16 protein-coding genes and 1 pseudogene are annotated in these 22,601 nt (G+C 45.0%); 3 read left to right on the top strand and 14 right to left on the bottom strand.

All coding sequences use genetic code 11. From position 1 onward, the window contains the following. Nucleotides 1-67: 67 nt before the first annotated feature. Together METBU_RS23355 and METBU_RS23350 are read right to left on the bottom strand one after the other, a co-directional pair. On the bottom strand, nt 68-544 hold the full coding sequence (locus METBU_RS23355; protein WP_138767146.1) for a gamma-glutamyltransferase: 477 nt from the start codon (nt 542-544) through the stop codon (nt 68-70). Between the two features lie 113 nt (nt 545-657). Beyond that, nucleotides 658-1,812, bottom strand: coding sequence for a gamma-glutamyltransferase (locus METBU_RS23350; protein ID WP_083877625.1), 1,155 nt, complete (start codon nt 1,810-1,812; stop codon nt 658-660). Nucleotides 1,813-2,041: 229 nt separating this feature from the next. Here METBU_RS23350 and METBU_RS28675 point away from each other — a divergent pair, with 229 nt between their 5' ends. Further along, the gene (locus tag METBU_RS28675) at nt 2,042-2,233 is read left to right on the top strand and encodes a hypothetical protein (RefSeq protein ID WP_017839550.1); all 192 of its coding nucleotides are present in this window, start codon (nt 2,042-2,044) and stop codon (nt 2,231-2,233) included. A 145-nt stretch (nt 2,234-2,378) separates the two neighbouring features. Further along, complete coding sequence (locus tag METBU_RS28665) at nt 2,379-2,726, top strand: transposase (protein ID WP_235726379.1); 348 nt, start codon at nt 2,379-2,381, stop codon at nt 2,724-2,726. 72 nt (nt 2,727-2,798) lie between these two features. Here the strand turns inward: METBU_RS28665 and METBU_RS0104805 are convergent, their stop codons facing one another. From METBU_RS0104805 to METBU_RS29190, 7 genes and pseudogenes are all read right to left on the bottom strand, one after another. After that, nucleotides 2,799-3,068, bottom strand: coding sequence for a hypothetical protein (locus tag METBU_RS0104805; protein WP_014148531.1), 270 nt, complete (start codon nt 3,066-3,068; stop codon nt 2,799-2,801). A gap of 62 nt (nt 3,069-3,130) precedes the next feature. Beyond that, the gene (locus METBU_RS23340) at nt 3,131-3,691 is read right to left on the bottom strand and encodes a chemotaxis protein CheW (protein ID WP_017839547.1); all 561 of its coding nucleotides are present in this window, start codon (nt 3,689-3,691) and stop codon (nt 3,131-3,133) included. A 9-nt stretch (nt 3,692-3,700) separates the two neighbouring features. Beyond that, on the bottom strand, nt 3,701-6,715 hold the full coding sequence (locus METBU_RS25145; protein WP_083877624.1) for a methyl-accepting chemotaxis protein: 3,015 nt from the start codon (nt 6,713-6,715) through the stop codon (nt 3,701-3,703). A gap of 80 nt (nt 6,716-6,795) precedes the next feature. Continuing rightward, nucleotides 6,796-8,964 (bottom strand): chemotaxis protein CheA, encoded by a 2,169-nt coding sequence (locus tag METBU_RS0104790; protein ID WP_017839545.1) that lies wholly within the window; start codon nt 8,962-8,964, stop codon nt 6,796-6,798. After that, a complete protein-coding gene (locus METBU_RS23330) occupies nt 8,961-9,284 on the bottom strand; it encodes an STAS domain-containing protein (protein ID WP_017839544.1) in 324 nt (107 codons plus the stop codon). The genes METBU_RS0104790 and METBU_RS23330 overlap by 4 nt, the downstream gene beginning before the upstream one ends. A gap of 11 nt (nt 9,285-9,295) precedes the next feature. Then, a complete protein-coding gene (locus METBU_RS0104780) occupies nt 9,296-9,664 on the bottom strand; it encodes a response regulator (protein WP_017839543.1) in 369 nt (122 codons plus the stop codon). Between the two features lie 12 nt (nt 9,665-9,676). Continuing rightward, a pseudogene (locus tag METBU_RS29190) lies at nt 9,677-10,306 on the bottom strand (methyl-accepting chemotaxis protein); the annotation flags it as partial. Between the two features lie 1,601 nt (nt 10,307-11,907). On the opposite strand from METBU_RS29190, the gene METBU_RS0104770 reads away from it, so the two are divergent. Next, nucleotides 11,908-13,413, top strand: coding sequence for a PAS domain S-box protein (locus tag METBU_RS0104770; RefSeq protein ID WP_186005676.1), 1,506 nt, complete (start codon nt 11,908-11,910; stop codon nt 13,411-13,413). 454 nt (nt 13,414-13,867) lie between these two features. Here METBU_RS0104770 and METBU_RS0104765 read toward each other — a convergent pair whose 3' ends face one another. From METBU_RS0104765 to METBU_RS0104745, 5 genes are all read right to left on the bottom strand, one after another. Next, nucleotides 13,868-14,491: a response regulator transcription factor gene (locus METBU_RS0104765; protein WP_017839540.1), complete on the bottom strand. Its 624-nt coding sequence runs from the start codon at nt 14,489-14,491 to the stop codon at nt 13,868-13,870. 277 nt (nt 14,492-14,768) lie between these two features. Continuing rightward, nucleotides 14,769-17,537, bottom strand: coding sequence for a PAS domain S-box protein (locus tag METBU_RS0104760; RefSeq protein WP_175421676.1), 2,769 nt, complete (start codon nt 17,535-17,537; stop codon nt 14,769-14,771). A 216-nt stretch (nt 17,538-17,753) separates the two neighbouring features. Continuing rightward, nucleotides 17,754-18,962 (bottom strand): sensor histidine kinase, encoded by a 1,209-nt coding sequence (locus METBU_RS23320; RefSeq protein WP_017839538.1) that lies wholly within the window; start codon nt 18,960-18,962, stop codon nt 17,754-17,756. A gap of 259 nt (nt 18,963-19,221) precedes the next feature. Further along, complete coding sequence (locus METBU_RS23315; protein ID WP_175421677.1) at nt 19,222-21,372, bottom strand: sensor domain-containing protein; 2,151 nt, start codon at nt 21,370-21,372, stop codon at nt 19,222-19,224. Beyond that, nucleotides 21,369-22,475 (bottom strand): protein-glutamate methylesterase/protein-glutamine glutaminase, encoded by a 1,107-nt coding sequence (locus METBU_RS0104745; protein WP_026130029.1) that lies wholly within the window; start codon nt 22,473-22,475, stop codon nt 21,369-21,371. The genes METBU_RS23315 and METBU_RS0104745 overlap by 4 nt, the downstream gene beginning before the upstream one ends. Between the last annotated feature and the right edge of the window lie 126 nt (nt 22,476-22,601).

Genomic DNA, 22,601 nt, shown 5'->3' with positions numbered 1-22,601 from the left:
AATTCGGCAGTTTAGCCATGAAGCACATGAAATTCATCAAGCTTAGCGAGAAAGTCGACGTGTGCTATCAAATCTCCAAGGCGTAGCCTCCCCGCCGCGGATCGCCGATGCCGAAAAAACCGTCCGGTGAACTACTAACCGAATGCGTGCCTCCAAAGAATAGATTACGGCTGTTCCAGACTTTATAGTTCGAATAATGTTCAAGAAGCCGGGCGACCTCGTTATTATCAAAGCCCCCCTCTATGCTGAGCAACCCGGCTTCATGATGAATGCGCGGATGCCTGACAGCCAGGTCCAGCGGCATTTTAAAATCGATTATGTTAATTAATACTTGCAGTATTGCCGTACGGAGCCGATTGGAACCGCCCGATCCCAAAGCAATACGCCGTTTGTCCGAAAGCGTCACGATGCATGGCGCCATCATCGAGGTCATTCTTTGATTAGGTGGCCAATCATGAAAACCCTTGGGGTTGAGGTCTTTTTCGCCCAGCATGTTGTTGAGCAGAATGCCTGTGCCGGGGATGAACACGCAGGGTAAACGCATTAAAACTACATATAAAATCAAATGGTTATAATGCGTAGTATTTTCAGTAATTTCATAGCGGCAGCCTTTATTGCCACAAAATAAAAAACTAACAAATAAAATATTCTGCAAGCTTAGGTTGAATAGTCATAACATATTGATATGGCATTTATTTTAATGCGTTTGCCCTGGATGAACACGCCGCATCCTTCCCCGTTGCTGGTAGTAAGACTGGCGATATTGCCTAAACCGTCGATGACACTGATTTGCGTGGTTCCCCTAGAACAAAACGGAGCGGGTTTGATACGCGTTCGATAAGCTTCAACATTTTCCGGATCCAGAACATGCTCCCCCGGATGGTACGAGCTACCGTTCAGGTAGGAGTCGACGCGTGCCTTATTGGTCAGATCTTGAACCTGTGCCAATAAATCGAGATACGACGCCGTGCCGCAACGATAGCGGGACAGATCGAAAGATTGTAGCAATTGTAGTGCAAAGGCTATCAACGTGCCGCCTGAACTGGGAGCGGGATTGGTTTGCACGGTGGCGCCGCGATATTCGATCGACAACGGTTTTCGTTTGACCGTTCGATAATGCCTAAAATCTTCACTAGCAAGATGGCCGCCTTGTTCGGCGCAAAGCCGTGCGGCAGCGGCGGCGATGTCACCCTGATAGAAAAATGCTTCGCCCTCCCGAACCAGCACCTCGAGACAATCGGCAAAATCCGGCAGATATAATAATTCTCCTTGTTGCAGTAATTGGCCTTGGTGCATTTTGCTGCCGAAGGTATTGCTCGCTTCGGGATAACTCAGATAAATGGCCTTGACGATGTCGAAAATATAGGATTGAAAGGCATTCATAACGACGCCATTTCTTGCCAGTTCAATAGCGGGTTCGGCTAGAACCGTCATCGGTAGCGTACCGAGTTCCCGGTGAACCGCAAATAATCCTTTAACAGTACCGGGCGTCGCGACCGAACCCAAACCGATATGAAACTCCTGCCGAACTGTGCCGAAGTCTGCGGAAATCGGAAAAAAGTCCGTGTCATCGACGCTGCGCTTGGAGAGCGGCGTTTGAACAAAAAAATCATAGAGCACAGTGCCGCCGGGCGCGGTACGGGCCATCAAAAAACCGCCGCCGGCCAATGAGGATAACACCGGCTCAGCAACACAAGCCGCCAAATGCGCGGCAATCACCGCATCGAAAGCATTGCCTCCTTCGCCGAGAATATAAGCGGCTGCTTTTGCAGTTTGCTCATGACCTGCCGCCACCACACCCCTACTCTGCATTTTGTATCAGACTCCAATTCTTCCGTAACGGAAAAATAAGCATATCATGCTAATGCTATTCATCTCTTGACTTAAAACGATCCCTAAAGACGAGAGTCAGCCAGATCGTCAACGTTATGGTTGTAAAGACTGTCACCGCAAGTTCGATGATTTAACTCATACGATTTTCGCTGGACATCATCAACCGTTGAAAACCTGGATACTCTGCTTATACTTCATGGGGTTGAACATGTCGAATTCCGATATTGCGCGCGAACTAGACTTGAATGAATCGGACGCGCAACAAATGACACGCCAGTTGCGCTCCGGTATTGTGGCTAAAAAACCGACGGTGGTTCTAGAAGGCGAAGTGGAATGCGATGAAGTCTATGTGGTCTCAGGCCACAAAGGACAGCCCGCTAAAGTAAAAAAAAGGGCGTAAAGGTCGGCGTAACCGATTAAAAGGCGCGCGTGGACGCGGGACTTTGGCCAAGGAAAAGCCGCCAATATTCGGCATGATTCAGCGAGGCGGACAAGTCGTCATTCACATGGTCGAGAATGTTCAGCAAGCTACCATCAAACCTTAAGTGCAACAAACGATTGCTAGCGGTACATTGATCTATACCGATGAATACACGATTTATGATCGCCTTGAACAATGGGAATACATTCGAAAAAGTGTCTGCCATGGGGCCGGAGAGTATGCGCGCGACGAGGATGGCGATACTTTCACGAAGTCCATGTCAACACCATGGAAGGGCTCTGGTCTTTGTTACGCTCCTGGTTGCGACCTCATCGCGGTATCTCTCAAGAATATCTACCGCTCTATCTGGGCTTTTTTGAATTTATTCGTAACACAAAACGCGGCAAAGCGTTATTACAATCTCTGGTTGAATTGTTGGTGGCGTGAAACAGCTCCCCGGATTCCACTATGAGCCAAAGCTTTTTTACGTTACCTTTGTTTTACGATCACAACGGAAAACCCAGAAGAACCGACGGATAATTTTTTACATAATCTGATTTCTAATTGACGTTAAAACCGGATATTCATATTCGGCATCAAATCCCTCTAGCTCTTGGTCTCCTGAAATTACGTTAAACCAACCTGTAAAATCCGAATCGAGAGGAATAGTGTCTAATTTAAGTTGCATGCGCTCTTCTCCGTTATCCAGCTTCGAAATCACCAACATACCGCATGTGGTCCGACAGCGCATATCGGACGATTTGAAATGATTGGGCCGTTCATACACAATTTTTAATATACGTTTGTTATTCATAATAAAACTCCAGTTATGTATTATTACTAATAAATCTATGCCATTACCGTAAAATCGGATTTTTAGGCCGCCATTCTTTCTGCCGTTTCTGACGACTTCCGAACCATTGATGCAACACTTGTTATATCCGCTATTTCAAACAACGATAATACTTGATCGATATTCAAAATAATCACGAACCGACCTTTGATCTTACCCATGCCACCGATGAAGTCGGAACGGATATTAGCGCCGAATGAGGGAGCCGGTTCTATATCGGCCGGTAGAATCTCCAGGACCTCATTGACAGCATCAACCATAACGCCGATATCTTGTTTTTCGCCTTCTTCCGTATGAATTTCAACAATAATAATGCACGAACGGCGTGATACGCGGGCCTCAGGCATATTGAACCGGGCATTCAAATCGATAACAGGCACAACCGCGCCGCGCAAATTGATAACCCCTCGAATAAACGCAGGCATGCGAGGAATTTCAGTTAGCTGACCATATTGAATGATCTCTTTTATAGCCAATATCCCCATCGCAAAAGTATCGCCAGCAATCATGAATGTTAGATATTGATTCTGCTCAAGATCGACATCATGCGCTTGTTTCTTATTTCGATCGGCAACTTTTTCCATGATAACCTCCTAGAATCGGGCGTATTCGAATTCGTCATCCGCCAATTCCTCGTCTTGAGCTTCATTGACGATTTTTTTGGTCCGGCTCGAAACTTTATGCACTAATTTCAAATTCCCGCCAGCAGCCAAGCGATTTCCCGCAGATTGTTCGGTAATTTTGAAAAAGCTCATCAAATCGCCCAGTTGCGAAGATTTTGCCCCCAATTCTTCGGAAGTCGACGACAGCTCTTCCGCTGCGCTGGCGTTTTGCTGTGCCACTTGATTCAATTGACTAATCGCCGTATTAATCTGGCTCACACCGGCCGATTGCTCTTCGGATGCAGCTGCAATCTCCTGCACGAGGTCTGAAGTCTTCTGGATCGACGGCAGCATTTGATCGAGCAGTCCTCCTGCTTTCTCGGCAGTATCGACGCTTTTCCCTGCCAGTTCCCCGATTTCCTGTGCCGCGACCTGACTGCGCTCCGCTAAATTACGCACCTCGGCTGCAACAACAGCGAACCCCTTACCGTGCTCCCCGGCTCGCGCGGCTTCAATTGCCGCATTGAGCGCCAATAGATTGGTCTGATAAGCAATATCGTCGATGATGCCTATTTTCTCGGCAATACTTTTCATTGCCGTCACGGTCTGTTTTACGGCCCCCCCACCTTCTTCGGCTTCCTTAGCCGCTTTAGTTGCAATGCCGTCGGTAACTTTGGCATTCTCAGAGTTTTGATTGACCGATGCCGACATTTGTTCGATCGACGATGAGGTTTCCTCCACACTAGCCGCTTGCTCGCTAGCAGCCTGACTTAAGCTCTGCGCGGTTGCATTAACCTGCTCGGAAGCATTATTTAGCTCCTGAGTCGTCATATTGATCTCGGCAACAGTTTGAGACAAACGAGTCAGCGTATTATTCAACATGTCACGCAATTCCTTCAGTTTCCCTTTGTATTCGCCATCGACGGTTCGCGTCAAATTGCCTTTTTCCATCGCAGCCAACGATTGCATCACGTCGTTTACCGGACCTATCACCGAATCGAGCGTTTGATTTACGCCTTCGACTATCTTCCGGTAATCACCTAGGTGCTTCGATGCGTCGGCTCGCGCCTCCAAACGGCCATCAATGGCGGCTTCGGCCAACATCGCCGCATCTGCAACCATTCGATTGATTGCGTCAATACAGGTGTTCAAATTGTTTTTGATCGTATTGAAATCACCGTTATAACTGTCGGTAATCTTCGGAGGAACCTCGCCTTTGGCGATTTTATCGACGTAATCTGCCGCAACATTAAGCGGACCTATTACCGCATCGAGACAATTGTTGACCCCTTCGACAACTTTGCGATAGTCTCCTTGATATTGACTCGCATCGGCGCGAACCGACAACATGCCTTGTATTGCAGCCTGTTCGAGATTACTGGCCTCAGCCACCATTAAATTAATTGCTTCGATACAGGTATTCAGGTTATTTTTGATGACATTGAAATCCCCGTTGTAGGTCGCGGTAATCTTCGGCGGCATGTCGCCTTTCGAAATCCTGTCGACATAGTCGGCCGCAACGTTTAGCGGGCTGATTACCGCGTCGAGACAATTATTGACTCCCTCGACAACTTTGCGATAGTCTCCCTGATATTGACTTGCATCGGCGCGAACCGACAACATGCCTTGTATTGCGGCCTGTTCGAGATTGTTAGCCTCAGCCACCATTAAGTTAATTGCTTCGATACAGGTATTCAGGTTATTTTTGATGACATTGAAATCCCCGTTGTAGGTCGCGGTAATCTTCGGCGGCATATCGCCTTTCGAGATCCTGTCGACATAGTCGGCCGCAACGTTTAGCGGTCCGATTACCGCATCGAGACAATTATTGACGCCCTCGACGACTTTACGGTAGTCGCCTTGATAACGACTCGCATCTGCACGGGTCGACAGACGGCCTTCGATAGCGGCCTGTTCTAGATTGTTGGCTTCGGCGACCATTGTATCGATTGCTTCGATGCAGGTGTTCAAATTGTTCTTGATCGTATTGAAATCGCCTTTATAAGTATCGGTAATCTTCGGCGGCATATCGCCTTTCGAAATCCTATCGACATAATCGGCCGCAACATTAAGCGGACCGATTACCGCGTCGAGGCAGCCGTTGAATCCCTCGATAACTTCGCGAAAATCTCCGCTGTGTCGTTCGGTATCGGCCCGAGTTGAAAGCAACCCTTCGCGAGCCGATCGGGTCAACATCGAGGTGTCGTCGACCAGCAATCGAATCGCTTGCTGTATCCGCCCCATGCCATACAATAAACTGTTCGTATCGCCCGGCTTGCAATCAATTTTGCTGCTCAAATCGCCGCCAGATATTTTGTTGCCTATGTCATAAACCAGCGCCGGCTCGCCGCCCAACTGATTCATGACGCTACGGGTAATCGCTAAACCGAGCCATGCGGAAACAATCATCGAAACGACGATAATCACTGCCGTCAGTTGTAACATGAGCAGATAATTATCGGCCGACATACGATAGATTTCATCGGCCACATTCAATTGCAAGTCGATCAATTCGGCGACTTTATTACCGATTGGATCGATATTGGCGTAAAGCGGTCCGTCGAATTCTCTTAATTGCCCTTCAATGAGTCCCGATTGGCGTTCCAATAGTGACTCCAATCGCTGAATATCGCTATTGGCTGCCTCGAACAACTTGCCTGCTTGTTCGGCCAAGCGTTCTTCCTCGTCCGTCAGACGCGTGGCCGTGTAGGCCTTCCATTCACGGCCAATTTGTCGACTAGCATTACGAATACTCTGTAAAGCTTCTTCGGCACTCATTAATCCGGCATTAGTCTTATTGACCGCATCAATAACATTGATCGCATAGGCATCGGCGATTGCCTTAAGCCCTTTTAAGGGAACCACCCTATCTTCGTATATCGTTCCCATCTCTTGATTGGCCGATTTTAAGTTCATCGCACCATACACACCGCTAAGCAATAAGCAAAACAATGCAACGAAATAACCCAAACCGATCCGGGTGCCCAATTTCATAGTAGTAAACATAAACAATCTCCTTCGAGCTATTTTTCAGACTCGATTGTTGCACAACGCAGAGCCGTACATTAGTCCGTCTTCGTTCAATATCAATGCACGGTATCCTCCTCGCGTTCATGCTCAAGAACAATTTGCCGCATCAACCCCGGCACGTCTAAAACCAATGCGACATCCCCGCCACCCAGTATCGTAAAGCCGCTAATACCTTGGACTTTCTCTAACATTTTCCCCATCGGTTTAATCACCGTTTGAAATTCGCCCATCAATTTTTCTACGACTAAACCGAATTTTTCGCCTGCATAATTCAAAACAACGACGTTGCGCTGTTTGCCGATCTTGCCCGATATTCCGAAATGTTCATGCAATCTCAGATACGGCATCACCTCGCCGCGCAGATTCAAATAACGCTTGTCGTCTCCGACCTCTTGATTCCAGGCGGCTAGCTCTATACATTCGACAACCATGTCGAGGGGTAAAACATAGGTCGCGTTGCCGATGCCGACTAAAAAACCGTCGATTATAGCCAACGTCAACGGTAATCGAATCTTGACTGAGGTTCCCTCTCCTAGCCGGCTCGACAATTCAACGCTACCGCGTAAATCGACGATATTGCGCCGAACGACATCCATCCCGACTCCGCGGCCCGATAAATTACTGACTTCCTTAGCCGTCGAGAATCCGGCCTCGAATACCAAATTGAAAACTTCATGATCGCTCATTGATTGGCCTTCGCTAACTAAGCCTTTCTCGACCGCTTTCGCCAGAATGACATCCCGATCCAACCCACCGCCGTCGTCCTCAACTTCGATTACGATACTGCCCGACTCATGATAGGCACCGAGTCTGACCGTACCTTTATCGGGCTTACCTCTATCCCTACGCAGCTCAAACGGCTCAATGCCGTGATCGATTGCGTTTCTGACTAAATGCATCAACGGGTCGGCAATGCGCTCAACGACCGTTTTGTCTAACTCGGTTTCAGCGCCTTCGACAATTAATTCGATATCTTTACCGAGCTCTTGACTTACGTCGCGAACGACGCGCTGAAAACGATTGAAAATCGTACCGATTTGCACCATTCGCAAATTTAATGCGGTATTTCGTACCTCCTCGACCAATCGAGAAAGAATCGAAGTCGATTCCCGCAATTCGGCGACGCCAATTTTTCGGGCCACCATGCTTGTACTCGCGCCGGCGATGATCAATTCGCCGATCAGATCGATCAATCGATCCAGCTTGACCGAGTCCACACGTATAAAGCGATTTTCTCCGTTCTTTGCGACGGTCGTCGCATTGCGTTCCGATGGATTCGATTTAGGCGCGGGTGGACTTGCTTCGATATCGCTTCTAGATACCTGAGTTCTATCGGCTGCACTTACCCGCTGTATTTCCGAAAGCGCGGTTCGACATTCTTCTTGAGTCAACGAACCGCACTTCCGGATAGATTCGGCGACCCGCTCGTTCGATTCCGGCAATATTGTTATCAACTCAATATATTCGGAAATATCGGCATGCGGCGGTATCAGTCTAATCTGACTACCATCGCGAATGAAGTCGAACGTACTATCGATCGCCGACCGCTCGGCTCGGCTCTTGAAACTGAGTTCATATCCCAAATAACTGATTTCAGGATCCATTTTCTCTTCTGAAGGAATCGCGTCCGGAACCGTGCAAACATGGTCGATATCGCCGTAAGTGGACAAATAACGCAGAAACGAAAACGGTTCCATGCCGTTTTTCAATATATCAGGAGCAAACCGTAACGAAATATGCCAATTTTCTGAACGAACCGGCCGCTGATCACAGTTTGTCCGGTTTGGGGCAACCGACGTATCTTCGTTTGGTTTAGTCGGCATTGATTCATCGCTACCAAGATGACATTTCAATTGCTCGACGAGCCGGTCGCCTTTCTCGCGCAACTCGTCGCTGACATTACCAGGTTCGGGGGTCATGTCTTCAAGCAAATCGGCGATATGATCGCGGCTATACATCAACAATGCGATCAGATCGGAAGTCAGCTCGAGTTCCGCCGTCCTAACCCTATCCAGCAAACTTTCGACAACATGGGTAAACGAAACTATGTGATCAAACCCAAACAAACCGGCCGATCCTTTGATCGTATGCGCCGCCCTAAACAGTACATTGACGATTTCAGAAATTTCTTCGGATTGCTCGGACAGTATCAAAGCTTCTTCCATTTGAGTCAGTAAGTCGCTGCTTTCTTCAATAAAAGTCTGTAACGCTTCATCCAGATTCATGCCTCCTCCTCGGCTTCGATACCGTTCATTCCAAACGCTTCTTGCAGGGAACACAAAAACACGACTTCGTCGAATGCCGGACTCGATGCGACAATACGGATACATTTATTTTTGGTCGCAGCGTCCCTGAACATCAGCAATAGTAACTGGACTCCCGACGAATCGATTTCGCCGACACGGGACAAATCGATAGCGAGCGTTTCGGATTCATGCAGTCTCTGCATCAACCGGCCTTTGAGTTCGGCCGCTGTATAAATCGTCATCTCACCATCTAAACTCAGACGATTATTTTCGGGATCGTAATCGAACCGAATATTCATGACATGAACTCCTACGACATAATCAATTTCGAAACGGCCGCAATCATCTGCTCGGGTTGAAACGGCTTGACTACCCAAGCTCTCGCACCAGCGGCTTGACCTTCCTGCTTTTTCGCCTGCATACTTTCGGTTGTCAGCATGATTACCGGAATGAATTTTGTTTCCGGAATTTTTTTTAGCTCCTTTACAAAAGAAATACCGTCCATTTTCGGCATGTTGACATCGCTGATAATCAAATGAACTCGCTGCCCGCTAACTTTCGCCAGTCCGTCTTGACCATCGCAGGCTTCGATAACCTGATAACCCGCCCCCTTCAGAGCAATGCTGACAACTTGCCTAATAGATGCTGAATCGTCGACGATCATGACCGTTTTACTCATAGTGCTATCTCCTCAAAAAAAGGTAATTTCCGTCGGCTTAGTTGTTACTGTTTGCTTCGAACCGTATCCCGATTTAACGTGATGCATCACGCGTTGCTCGTGCATCGTATAAGCACAGGACAACTCGTTAAGCCACGAATCGGCATCGATCTCCGTCTGTGCATACCCGTTCGGATGCGAGTCTCGCTCAAGTAAATAACCTTCCAGCTTGTTCAAATCGGTACATACATGATCGAGCATTTGCCCGACTCGATCCTGAAACTGCAAATCAATCAAGACGTTCGAAATTTCATCCTTGATTTGACATCCTTCTTTTTGGAGTACGATACAAGTATCGGACAATGACGACACAACCCCTTGAAAGCCCTCCAATACATGTTGCATTGCATTCTCGGCGTTACGAATGATGACAGCGTCTTCGATGGAATAATGCTCTGATGCATCGAATACGGATTTGATGGCGGCATTAACTAACTCCACTTTTTCAGTAATATGACGCCCCGCATCCCCCGATAACATCGACAGCTTTCTAACTTCATCGGCGACTACAGCAAATCCGCGACCGTGCTCTCCGGCACGTGAGGCTTCAATTGATGCATTAAGTGCCAGTAAATTTGTCTGTCCGGCAATATCTCTAATGCTCGCGGCCATTGCTTTCAATTCGACGGTAAATTTCGTTAACTCGGTTATCTGGCTAAACAAGGCCTCTCGTAGATTGAGCGCACTTTTAAACGAATCGATGATATCGCCAAGAGTCGTTTCGCTTTCCTTAAGCACTTGCAAAATACCACTTGTCTCTCCTTGTCCGGTCGTTTCAACCGAAGTAGAAACAGTCGATTCGATTCTTTCCACTAATTCGGAAAAACGCTTCGCCAAGCCGCTGATCGACTCTTCGGTATGCCGCCTAGCCAAATCGATTTGCCGAGACCAAACCGGAAGCACATTTTCACATAACTTATCAAGTCCTTTGACCGTCTCAGCTTCGAGCGCTTTTCTTTTCGATTCCTGCTGAGCACGTTCGGCTTGTACGGCATGTTCTATCGATGCGCAGGCTTTATTCGCAGACACGTGAGACAAATATAACGATACAACGGTTAATGCAAGTACAGGATCCACCACTTCGCCACGATCGAAGAACAAGATAAATACACACCCAAGCAAGCCGGTAAATGCAGTCGGCCACGCATGATGAAAGATTCGTCCCATAAATGTTTCGTTTTGCATAATCTTGTCACTCGGCAGGCAAACTCATGTCTTTCGACATCTTGATCAAAGGTAATGTAAATACTCTATCCGCTCTTAATGCACTTCAGACGTCAACTACCGCTTACTGCTCAATAGCTATTGAACCATTGCAAAATCCGGCTAACGAACGATAGCAATACGTAAAGATTAGCGTGCAGATTATCAAATATCTATTAACTCCTACTATAGGCGGCCGCTGATTTTAATATCGGAATTTAAAAATATGGCACTCGGAATTTTCTTAGGTTTTGGTGATAAATGTTGGTTTTACGGCATCCTGTCAAGCGAGTGACCGAACTATCAACAAAGCTCATAGCTCCAGGACGTTATTGATCACGAAATCCTTATGCTTTAAAAAATAAGTACGCAAAAACTGACTTAAAAATCAGAAATTACCGATTCTTTCAAACCAAGAGCACTGATAGGATAAAAACGTAATTGAATAAGCACCCGGCGTTTTCATACTACTGTCTTACCACTTTCGGCGTCGTAGTATCCGGCCAAAGGATGCCACATGAAGTATCTATAAGGCTCTTTGCTCCTCCTCACCTAACGTTGAAAGAGGTACTGCCAAAGTCTTTACGAACACCAAAATTGACGTGCAGTATGCGACGCAGAACAGAAAAAACTAAATTTTCTGCATTCATTACATCCTTAGGATTTGGTCGAAAATAACTTCCCTATTTTATGGAAGGTTCGGTAGCTCGATTGGCGGTGTCGGCAACAGGGAAAGCCGACGTCAAGCCTGCACGGACGTATTCACGGCGTCCTCCTGTCAAGCGAGTTACCAAACCCTCAACAAAACTCATAGTTCCAGGAGGTTATTTATCACGAAATCCTTATAACTCGACAGTTGCCGAGGAACCAAAACCCACATTCGCACCGGCTACTTCATACGCCTAATGTCGAAATTTGAAGTGCGATAAGTATATGAGGTAAATAAGATTACCAGAATCAGTTACTTTCTATTCCTTTGGTTAAAAAATATGGAGCCTAAAATGTTCTCAGAACCCACCAATATGACTTCTAATAAATGTGATATATTTTCTAAAACGATAACGCGAAATTCTGCGTATATGTTTGGAAATCACCATTATCAATATTCTCGACCGGAAGCCGGATTCTGTTCAAGACAAAATGAAAATGAATTAATTTTCCATACACAGCCCTCCATATATACAGGTAATACTGAGAAAGAACAAAAACAAGTTCATATATTGCTGGTTGAAAAAAAACAAAATGACCGAATAGCTTATCTCCGTTCTTTAGATCAGAAGTATTTAGCGGATTTCGATTTAACAATATTAGAATGTGAATCGGGCTCTCAAGGACTGGCTAGTATAGAGAAATATTCGATCGATTGTATTTTGTTAGGAAATTCGATTTCCGACATGCATAAGTCGGAATTTTTATCTCGATTAAAACACATAAGAAAAGAATTAGCTCCTCCCATACTTAGCATTTCCGACAATAATGACTCGAATCAACAAGAGATTGAATTAGAATTCGGCGTCACTGATTTTTTGCAAAAGGATTCAAATGGACATTATTTGAATATATTACCCTTCTGCATTAAATATATATTAAGTCACCATTACACTTTAAAGCAAAAATATCGTACAGAAGCGATGTATGATTCTTTAATGGAGCGAATACAAGCCGTTTCATATGTAATTTCGCTTGGCGATGACGAGCGCTTTATTTATCTAAGTCCTAAGGCTGAAGAATTTGGAATTTCAACGGAATTATGGAAGATTGATGCGCAATCCCGTTTCGAAAGCATGCACGAAGAAGATAGAGGCAACATTGAAAGCTTTTTTCGTCAAAGCTGTCAGCAAAAACACCCCTTTTGTTGCGACTATCGGCTACGTTGTTCCGACGGCAAATTTCGCTGGTTCCATGATTCAGCAACTTTTGCGACAGACAGGCATAATCGAACCGTGTTTATGCAAGGCATTCTTATCGACATAACAAGAACTAAAAGCATGGAAGACGAGTTGACCTCACTTCGTTATTATATGGACACTCAGATTGCAGTTCGTACCGATGAAATGGTTAGACGACTTAAGGTTATCGAATCTTGTAACGAATCATTGAGCGATCAATTGGATGATCTTTATCAAACTAATTCTCAACTACAAGGTGATTTAGATCGCAATCGTGCCGCGATGAACGCATTGGATGCTGCAATTATTGTACTTAATGCAGATGGCTGGATTACCGATATGACGGTAGATGCGGCACGCTTAACCGGATGGGAATTAAATAGTTCAACTTTACATAAAGTGGATGAAGTACTGCAACTAAGCGGAGAAGATTTTCAATCGATCGAATATGCATTAATGACATGCATCGAAGCAGAAAAGAAAGAAGCTTATTTTAAGAAACTGTTGTTGAAATATTTGGATGGGCGTATGGTTTTTGTCGATTTAAAAATAACAGCTATTCTCGAAAATAATTTACTTAATGGTTTTATTTTAATGCTGACCCAACACGAAAACTGATACAGCCCTCTACTAAAAATGTGTTTTTTAAATCATTAATACTACTTCATTGTAATTGTTCACTCACCCTGCATCCAAAACAAGTTGTCGATTTGTCTTCCTCATTTAACAAAGGGGATTGAGGAGGATTTATTTAAAAATCTCCTCCCCTCTTTTTCAAAGAGGGGAGGCTGAATATTTACACTTCACTCTCCAAGAATTAAATTTTTGCTAAGTCCAAGAAAAAACATCATCAGCGTTATCCGGTTGATTTAACTCTTTCCGTAGGACGCCAACTTAAGGAAAAATGCGTAATTTCGTCAACGAATTTGAATAATCCAGTGCCATGGATGGCAATTCCTAGCTTCACATCCATACAACCTGGATATCATATCGAAAACCCATACCTATATGACGAATACTATCGCAAATGCGCCATAGAGCAAACACTAAACAGGCGCTTTTGAAGTTTAATCTATAGTAGCTGATTTTGCATCGCATAACGTACAAGTTCTGCTACATTCTTCATATCCATCTTTTCTAATATATGCGATTTATGCGTACTAACCGTTTTAACACTGATAAATAAACGGCCTGCAATTGTCATTGCATCCATACCCTGCACTAGCAGCATAAAAATTTCATGTTCTCTTTTGGAAAGCTGTTCTAAAGGAGACTTCTCTGCTTTACCTGAAAATAATGCACGCTCAGCTAGTCTAGGTTCAATATATTTACCTCCTGAAGCAACTTTGTTAATCGCTTCCAATAAAATCTCCGGCGAACAACTCTTCGTGACATACCCTTGAATCCCCGCATTAACCGCACGCATGACTAACTGTAAATCATCTAACATTGACAATACTAAAATCGGTAATTCCGGATAATATTTTCGAATTCTTCCAATCAAAGCCAATCCATTAATTCCGGGCATAGACATGTCAGTCATTAATATATTCGGAACATGTTTGTTGAGAAGACATAGTAATTCCTCGCCATCCTCAGCCTCGCCTATTAATTGAATATCGGGCGCTATATTTAATATTTCCTTGAGTCCGCTTCTTAAAATAGCATGATCGTCGGCTAGTATAATTTTAACCACTCTCTACCTCCTTTATAAAAAAACTCTTCTGTACTTGCTATGATAATAGTGTATCGATACATGTATTATAAATTTCGATAACCATTACGCGATTGATAATACGAGCTAAATTTAACAGTCCAATCCGTCCAATGTAATTGTTCAGATTCCCCCTCAAAAATGAGTATTTTCCCTGAAAAACTGCGGCAAGCCATTGATAGCTAGTTCTGTGGTCGCGAAAACCTGTACAATTCAGGTAGGGGGCTGAACGCTTACGAATAGTTACTCATTATTAGTTCTATGACGATTCGTTTTTACTTGAAATAGGGATAGTCAACATAGTACTGCATCCAAAACCCGGTTTAGTCTCTATAGTCAACGACCCTCCTAATGCAATCGCTCGCTCTTCCATACCGAGCAAACCGAAACATTTTTTATTCCGATCGACTCCTTCAAAATCAAAACCAATGCCATTGTCTCGAACTACTAAATAAATCAGATTATTAGTCGACCAAAACTGGATTGAGGCAGATGTCGCACAGGCATGTTTAGCGATGTTTGTTAACGATTCTTGCATAATACGGAAAAGCACCGTTACCTGCTCTTCGCTTAACTCGGGTATTTCTCCTTTTATCTGTAGCTCGCAATCAATTCCGAACATTTCTTCAAAATCGTCACGCAACCATTCAAGCGCCGCATCAAGTCCAATGTCGAGAACATTCGGGCGAATATGATCGACAGCATTTCGAGTGCACTCAATTGCTCGTTCGAGTATATCCATCATCTTGATTAATCTTGGCTCAAGTTCCGGAGCACTTGCCGCATACTGCATTTTCAATAGCCCGATATCGAATCGTAAAGCGCTTAAGAGCTGCCCTAAATCATCATGCAATTCTCTTGCAATATGCTTTTTTTCCGCCTCTCGCACCATTTCGGATTCAGCAGCAAATAAACGTAATTGCTTATGAGACTCGATCAACCGATCTTCTTTCTCTTTTATCTCAGTGATATCACGAATCACTACTAGTATAGTTATTTCATTATCGACGCCGTCATGTACCATATATGCTTGAAAAACTCGCCTTCCTATTTGATCTGCATCGTTCGTTTCAAAAACCAACTCTATGCGTTGCTGCGCACCGTTAATAATTCTGTCTATCGCATCGTTCCACAAACTAGCAACATGTTCGTCTCCCCATAATTCGATTACTTTTTGACCAATCAAACCAAAACCATTCCGTCTCAGGAAGGATGTCAGTGCTTTATTGGCAAAAAGTATTCTACCGGACGGCCCCACGCGAAGGATCATATCGGGTGAATGCTCGGTTATTGCACGATATTGGCGTTCGCGTTGACGAACAATATCGCCTGAAATTTTGGATTGGGTGACATCCAAAATCATCACCACAACGCCGGAGGAACCGATAAGTTTAGGATCTATCGGTGTCACGATCATCTTGCGCCAAGCAAACTGGTTCGAGCACGTCTCCGAAAACTCGTAGACAAATTGCGGCGCTTCTCCATGCAATACCTTGAAAATTCCGTTTCTTGCGTTGACATAGCCTGAAATGGGCATGTCAGTCAACTGAGGACAACCCGTAAGATGCTCCCCGCAAACAGCTTTAACATCGGAATATTTAGTACACGCGTGCTGGCATTTATAAAGCCAACTTCGATTGACGGCAACAATTGAACCATTTTTATCAAACAATCCAACCTGGGCTGGCAAAGCATCCAAAACAGTCTGTAGCAAACGAACTTGCTTCTGATATTGAATCGTACTCTGTCTCAACGTCTCGGTAATTGATTTTTGTTTGGTTATATTTCGTACGATGGTTACGATTCCAACTCGGTCACCGTTTTTACCAAGCCTAGGGAATTTGCGTATTTCAAGATAACGAGCCGCACCGTTCTTTTTTTTTATTTTACGTTCACCTCTCATCAAGCGTCCGTTTTTGAAAGCCATTTCGGTACTTTCCGAGCAATACTCGAATAGTAAACGCATATCATCGGATTGCGAGCTAACCGCTAACTGCCGTTCTGTTTTACCGTACCAGTCGGATTTATCATTTAATTGTGTAATCGCCAATCCTGCCCGATTTGCGATTTGACATTGACCTAGACCGTCATTTAGAAAAATACCGTCGGGAAATGTTTCGATCAGCGAGGTCAATTGCTCATTCTTTTCATTTAATTGGATTAACATAAGCCGGTTTGACGATATCGCGATATGGATAGACAATGCCATTAGCGCAGTCATCCACATAAAAAACATCAACGACTCTATAGACTGCGGTGTTTGATAGCCAAATATTACTAACGAAAAAAAAGATGCCGTAAATATGCATAAAACGACATCTCTTAATGAAAAACGCAACACAGCCCACGCAAGAGAAGGAAAAGTCGCCATGACGATTAGTCCTCTAAGCTCTTCTATTACCTTACTCGATACGATTAAACCCAAATATCCACAAATGAAAACCGTAAGATATAAAGTCCCGCGTAAAAAAAAGCCGTTTTTTGCAAAGACATAATGACTTTTATCCGTCCATGTCAAAACTAACGGGGTAAGTATTAAAACTCCAAGTGCATCTCCTGTCCACCACTTAAACCAATCATTAATATAGATTTCGGGAGATACGTCCGAATTCGAGTAATAGATAAAAAAAAGATTAATATTAGAAAATATCGCTGAACTTAATGCAGCGGAGGCTACTAATAACCATAAATCGTAAACTCGAAGCAATGCCGAATCAAAATTATGCTTATTTAGTAATGTAAAGCAAACCAGAACCCCCATTGAAGAACCAAGCCCTTCCATTGCCGCATAGCCAATACCTGCCCCCCTAATTATCGATGAAAAGCAAAATGCGCCGACAAAGGTTACAATCCAAGCAGAGTATCCCATTCGTATCATCGCTCCTAGTCCGATACCTGCAGCAGGCCAAAACGGTATACCATAAGAATTCATTGGATAGAGCAGTGTTATCGAAATTGCAAATATAAAGTATAAAAACGTATAAATGATACAAAGCGATAAATTTCGGATATTAGTCTTCTTATTCATAGAATATGACATCAATATTATTCCATATTTCTGCAAGTTTTAGATGTATTATTAAAAGAATTACAATCATATGAAACAGAATTAGCATATCAAAATAATCGTTGCAACAGGAGCAATGGTAATATTCAGTTACCCTCTTGAAAAAGACTACGACATATATAATACAGATTCCTTAACTGGCAAAGGTTATCAACGAGAAGCCCTCACCTCCGTAAGTCATATTAGATTTGGCGTAGTATTAACAGGCAAATAAACTTGAAACTTCGCGCCTTTTCCAGGTAGCGAAAATACATTAATAAATCCTTTGTGATCTTTAACGATCTTATAAGCAAGAGCCAATCCTAACCCGACCCCTTGCCCAACAGGCTTCGTTGAAAAAAAAGGATCGAATATTTTACTTTTAATCTCTTCGGGAATTCCTATCCCGTCATCCACAATCTCAACCCAAAGCCAATCATTACCCCAATACCCGGTATTGATAGTGATTGTTCCATGCTCCTCAATGGCCTGCGCCGCATTTATCAATAAATTCGTAAATACCTGGTTAATTTGATCCCCAACACAATAAATTGGCGATATACCATTGTAATTTTTTATGATAGTTGCTTTCTTTTGGAGTTCGTTTTGATATACATCTAGAACGACATCAATACCCGACTCTATATCATGCAGATGAACAGCCTCTTTTTCAAAACGCGAAAAATCGCATAACTTTTTGACAATGTTAGAAATTCGTTCAACTCCTTCACGGGATTCATCAACGATATTGATTAGATCCTGTTTGATAAAATCGAAATAAAGATCATTTTTAAGCTGTTTATACGCATTAAGATCCCGACAACCCTCTGAAAAACTCTCGATCATTCGCTCAGCCGACTCTAATATATTAAATATATCCTGATGATATTGTTTCAAACCGTTTATATTGGAATAAACATAACCCAACGGATTATTTAACTCATGCGCTATACCGGACACCAGTTTCCTTATGGAATCCATTTTTTCCATTTGATAAAACCAAATTTGATTTTTTAGTTTATTTTGTACACTCCTTAATTCCAATTGTGTCTTGACCCTTGAGAGAACGACAATTTTATTTATCGGTTCAAAGATATAATCGATGTTATCAATCTGCCAATCGATCAGATGATCTTCAAGCATGCTCGATTCAGTTAGTAAAATTACCGGTATATCCTGCAACTTAATACAAGACCGAAGATTCCGGATAATTTCGAACCCAAGCATGTCTTGAAGGCGATTTTTTAGAAAAATTAAGTCCGGAGGATCATCTTGGATCAAACGCAGCCCTAGCACGCCTGTTGCTGCGACTCGTATGTTATAGTCGTTACCTAACGTATCGAGCAGCATTCGCTGATTTGAAGGCCAGTCTTCTATTGCCACAATTTTAAAAGGGGATTGAACCATGACTTGTCCTCGTGTGGTTTTGCCTCAGTTTGGCATACCGTGCAGACACCAACTTAGCGCCTACCCTATGGTGCATTGACTGCATTATTCGTCAACTCGCATGTAGATTGCCGATATTCAAGTTACATAAATAAATGAGAAGCTAAGCATTGCCATACCTGGCACCGAATTCCGCAATCCTTAGTGAAACGTCCCGTTATTTTCTTAAGTTGGCACTTATGCCGTAGGCAGTTAGCTTTAAGCAACCTTGCTCATTGTCTCATACCCCTTTATTCCAAAGGCGCCTCTCGCTTTCCACTATAAAGCCGGCTATCTCAGATGCCCGAACCGGCCTACTAATAATGTAACCTTGAATATAATCACAGCCGTTATCGCGTAGCAGGTCGAATTGTTCAATCGTCTCGACGCCTTCGGCGACGACGCGCATGCCGAGATTATGCGCAACGGAAACGATAGCGCGTATGATTTCCAAATTACCGATATCGTCGGCCAGCCCGTCGACGAACGACTTATCGATCTTGAGCGCTTTCGACGGGAAACGCCTCAGATAGGAAAAAGACGAATAACCGGTACCGAAGTCGTCGATCGCTATCTGCACACCGTCATCGCTCAATGCCCGAAACACTTGCAGAGCTTGCTCCGGATCGTGCAACACCATGCTTTCGGTCACTTCGAGCTCCAGATATTTAGACTCGACGCCATACAACGACAAGGTTTTCATGACTCGAGTATAGATATCGTCGCGTCGACACTGTCCGGCCGACAAGTTGACCGAAACACGCAGCGGCGCCATGCCTTCAGCTCGCCACTGAGAGATTTGTCGGCACGACTCATCGATTACCCAGGCGCCGATATCGACGATCAGTCCGTATTCCTCGGCCAACGGAATAAAAAACCCCGGCGCGATCATGCCTTTTTCCGGATGCTGCCAACGAATCAATGCTTCGGCACTGCTAATACGACCCGTATGCAAATTGAGTTTGGGCTGATAATGCAATTCGAATTCGCGGTTTTCCAATGCTTGCCGTAGCGCATTACTGATTTCAAGGCGCATTTGCTGTGTTTTGTGCATGTCCCGACAGTAAAACGCAAAGCTGTTGCGTCCTTTTTCTTTCGCGCGATACATTGCCATATCGGCATTGCGTTGCAGCGTCAACGTATCGTCCCCATCGTCCGGAAATACCGTTATGCCGATGCTGGCACTCACCTGTATGCGTCGGTCGTCAATGTCGCAAGGTTGATCGATCGTTTCGAGTACGCGTTGCGCAACACCGTCGAGCTCCTCTCTGTCCCGAACATTTTCAAACATTAATACGAACTCATCTCCGCCGATATGCGCCAATTCGTCGAATGCGGGCAATAAGCCAAGTAAGCGTGTCGCAATCTCGCACAAGAAAGCATCGCCAATTCCGTGACTGAGCGTATCGTTGATATTTTTGAAATTATCGAGGTCGACAAACATGAGACCCACCATGGTGCGATTTAATCGAGCCCGCACTATCGCGTCGTCGAGACGTTCCAACAGCAAGGCTCGATTCGGCAAACGCGTCAGCTCATTATGTGTCGTTTGATAGGAAATCTGGCGTTCGAACTGTTTGCGTTGCGAGATATCCCGTACGACAGCGATCAACAAGCGGCCTTCGATCGAATCCAACAAGCCGAAATTAACTTCCCCCGGAAACGTGCCACCCTCTTTTTTTAAACATGAAATCTCACATAATGAAGAATCGATATTGTTGTCAGCACATCCGCACAAAAGTTGCGCCCGGTTTTCATGAAAAGGGCAAAAGGGAATCAGCGCAAACAAATCCATGCCGATCAGCTCGGCTCGCCCGTAACCGAACATTCGCGCAGCTTTAGTGTTGACCAGTGTGATTTTCCCATTGACTTCGGCAATCAACAACGCATCGGGCACGAAATTCAATAAATCTTGGAACATTCGATCGCTGAGATCGAGCGCATCTTGCGCCCGTTTGCGCTCGGAAATATTTCTGAGCACGATCAACGCGCCAGGCTCCCGGCTTTCCGGTAATTCGATCGGCACCGCGCAATCTTCGACCGCGACATCGCTGCCGTCGGGCCGGTGCAAAAACAACGGACATTCCCTATCGAAAAACGGTTCCGTAGAACAAAAACGCTCGAAAAAATTGACCTCAGAACAAGCGCTTTTGTCGTTGAACAACTGCACCATCTCGGAAAAAGACCGCCCGATCAACTCGTCACGACCCAGATTCAGTAGGTTAAACGTTGATCGATTACAATATTGGATGATGCCTTTGGCATCGACCGTGATAATCGCATCGCTCGTCATGTCTAGCGACGCTTCGGTGAACATGCTCAACGGTTTTTTAATGCAGCAGTTTACGCATTTTAGAAACCAACGCGGAGCGAAACTTTCTAAAGCTGTCATGTAGCGTCCCATATTCGTTCCTTACCCGCATATTTCATAATCTCAGGCGAAATGTCCGAAAGCGAAAGCACCGTTCCAACCGCCCCTAATTTGAGCGCCTCTTTAGGCATGCCGTAGATCACGCAACTTGCTTCGTCCTGAATCATTGTTTGCGCGCCGCATTCGTAGAGTTCTTTTAGCCCTCTGGCACCGTCATCGCCCATGCCGGTCATCAAAATACCCAGCGCGTTTTTTCCGGCAAATTTAGCCGCCGATCGAAATAACACATCGACCGAGGGACAGTGCCGGCACACGGGAGGCCCGTCGACGATTTCGACGTAATAAGCGCCGAAAGCGCGTTTGACAAGCATATGCTTTCCGCCGGGCGCAATCAAGGCCTTGCCCGGCATAATTCGATCGCCGTTGACGGCCTCCCGGACTTCGATTTGGCAAATGCCGTTCAAACGCGCCGCGAACGCTTCGGTAAATTTTGCCGGCATATGCTGCACGATCGCTAAACCCGGACAGGAAGAAGGCAATGTCGTCAAAACCTTTTCGAGTGCACGCGTACCGCCTGTCGATGCGCCGACGACCGCTATTCGCTCGGTCGCAGGAGCAGTCAAGCGGTCCGGCTTCGATAGAATGGCATCGGCATTTAATTTAGGACCGACCTCGATTGGGCACTTGCTTTCGTTCGGGCGGCTGTTCGATAAATTGATCACGCGCGCTTGCGAGGCTTCCTTTACCGCGTGAAGAACGCTGCCGGCTGCCGACGGAAGTCTTTCTCTAAGCCCCGCTCTAGGTTTCGTGACAAAATTGACCGCTCCGGCGGCCAACGCACGAATCGTCGCTTCCGCGCCTTTTTCTGTAAAAGCCGAACACATCACCACCGGAGTCGGACGATCGCTCATCAATTGTTTAAGAAAAACGATGCCGTCCATTCTGGGCATAACGATATCCAACACGATGACATCGGGCCATTGTCTTCGCATATGTCGCATCGCGAAGATCGGATCGGCGGCCGCGCCGATTACATCGATGCCGCGGTCTTCCGAAAGTATTTCAGTCAATATTTTTCGTACGAAAGCCGAATCGTCGACTACCATCACTTTGATAACCATCATCGCCTCATGAAAAATTACTCATTGATTAACGCCCAGACCACGCGGTTTTTTTTATCCGTGTATTCCTTATCGATTTACATCGTTTTGAAAGCAGCACCAGATATAGGCTTGCTACTTAATCCATGC

This window comes from Methylotuvimicrobium buryatense 5G (genome assembly GCF_000341735.1).
GTDB classification, from domain to species: Bacteria; Pseudomonadota; Gammaproteobacteria; order Methylococcales; family Methylomonadaceae; genus Methylotuvimicrobium; species Methylotuvimicrobium buryatense.
Note: the sequence above shows the minus strand (reverse complement) of the source record. Positions and strands in the feature narration are given on the sequence as shown.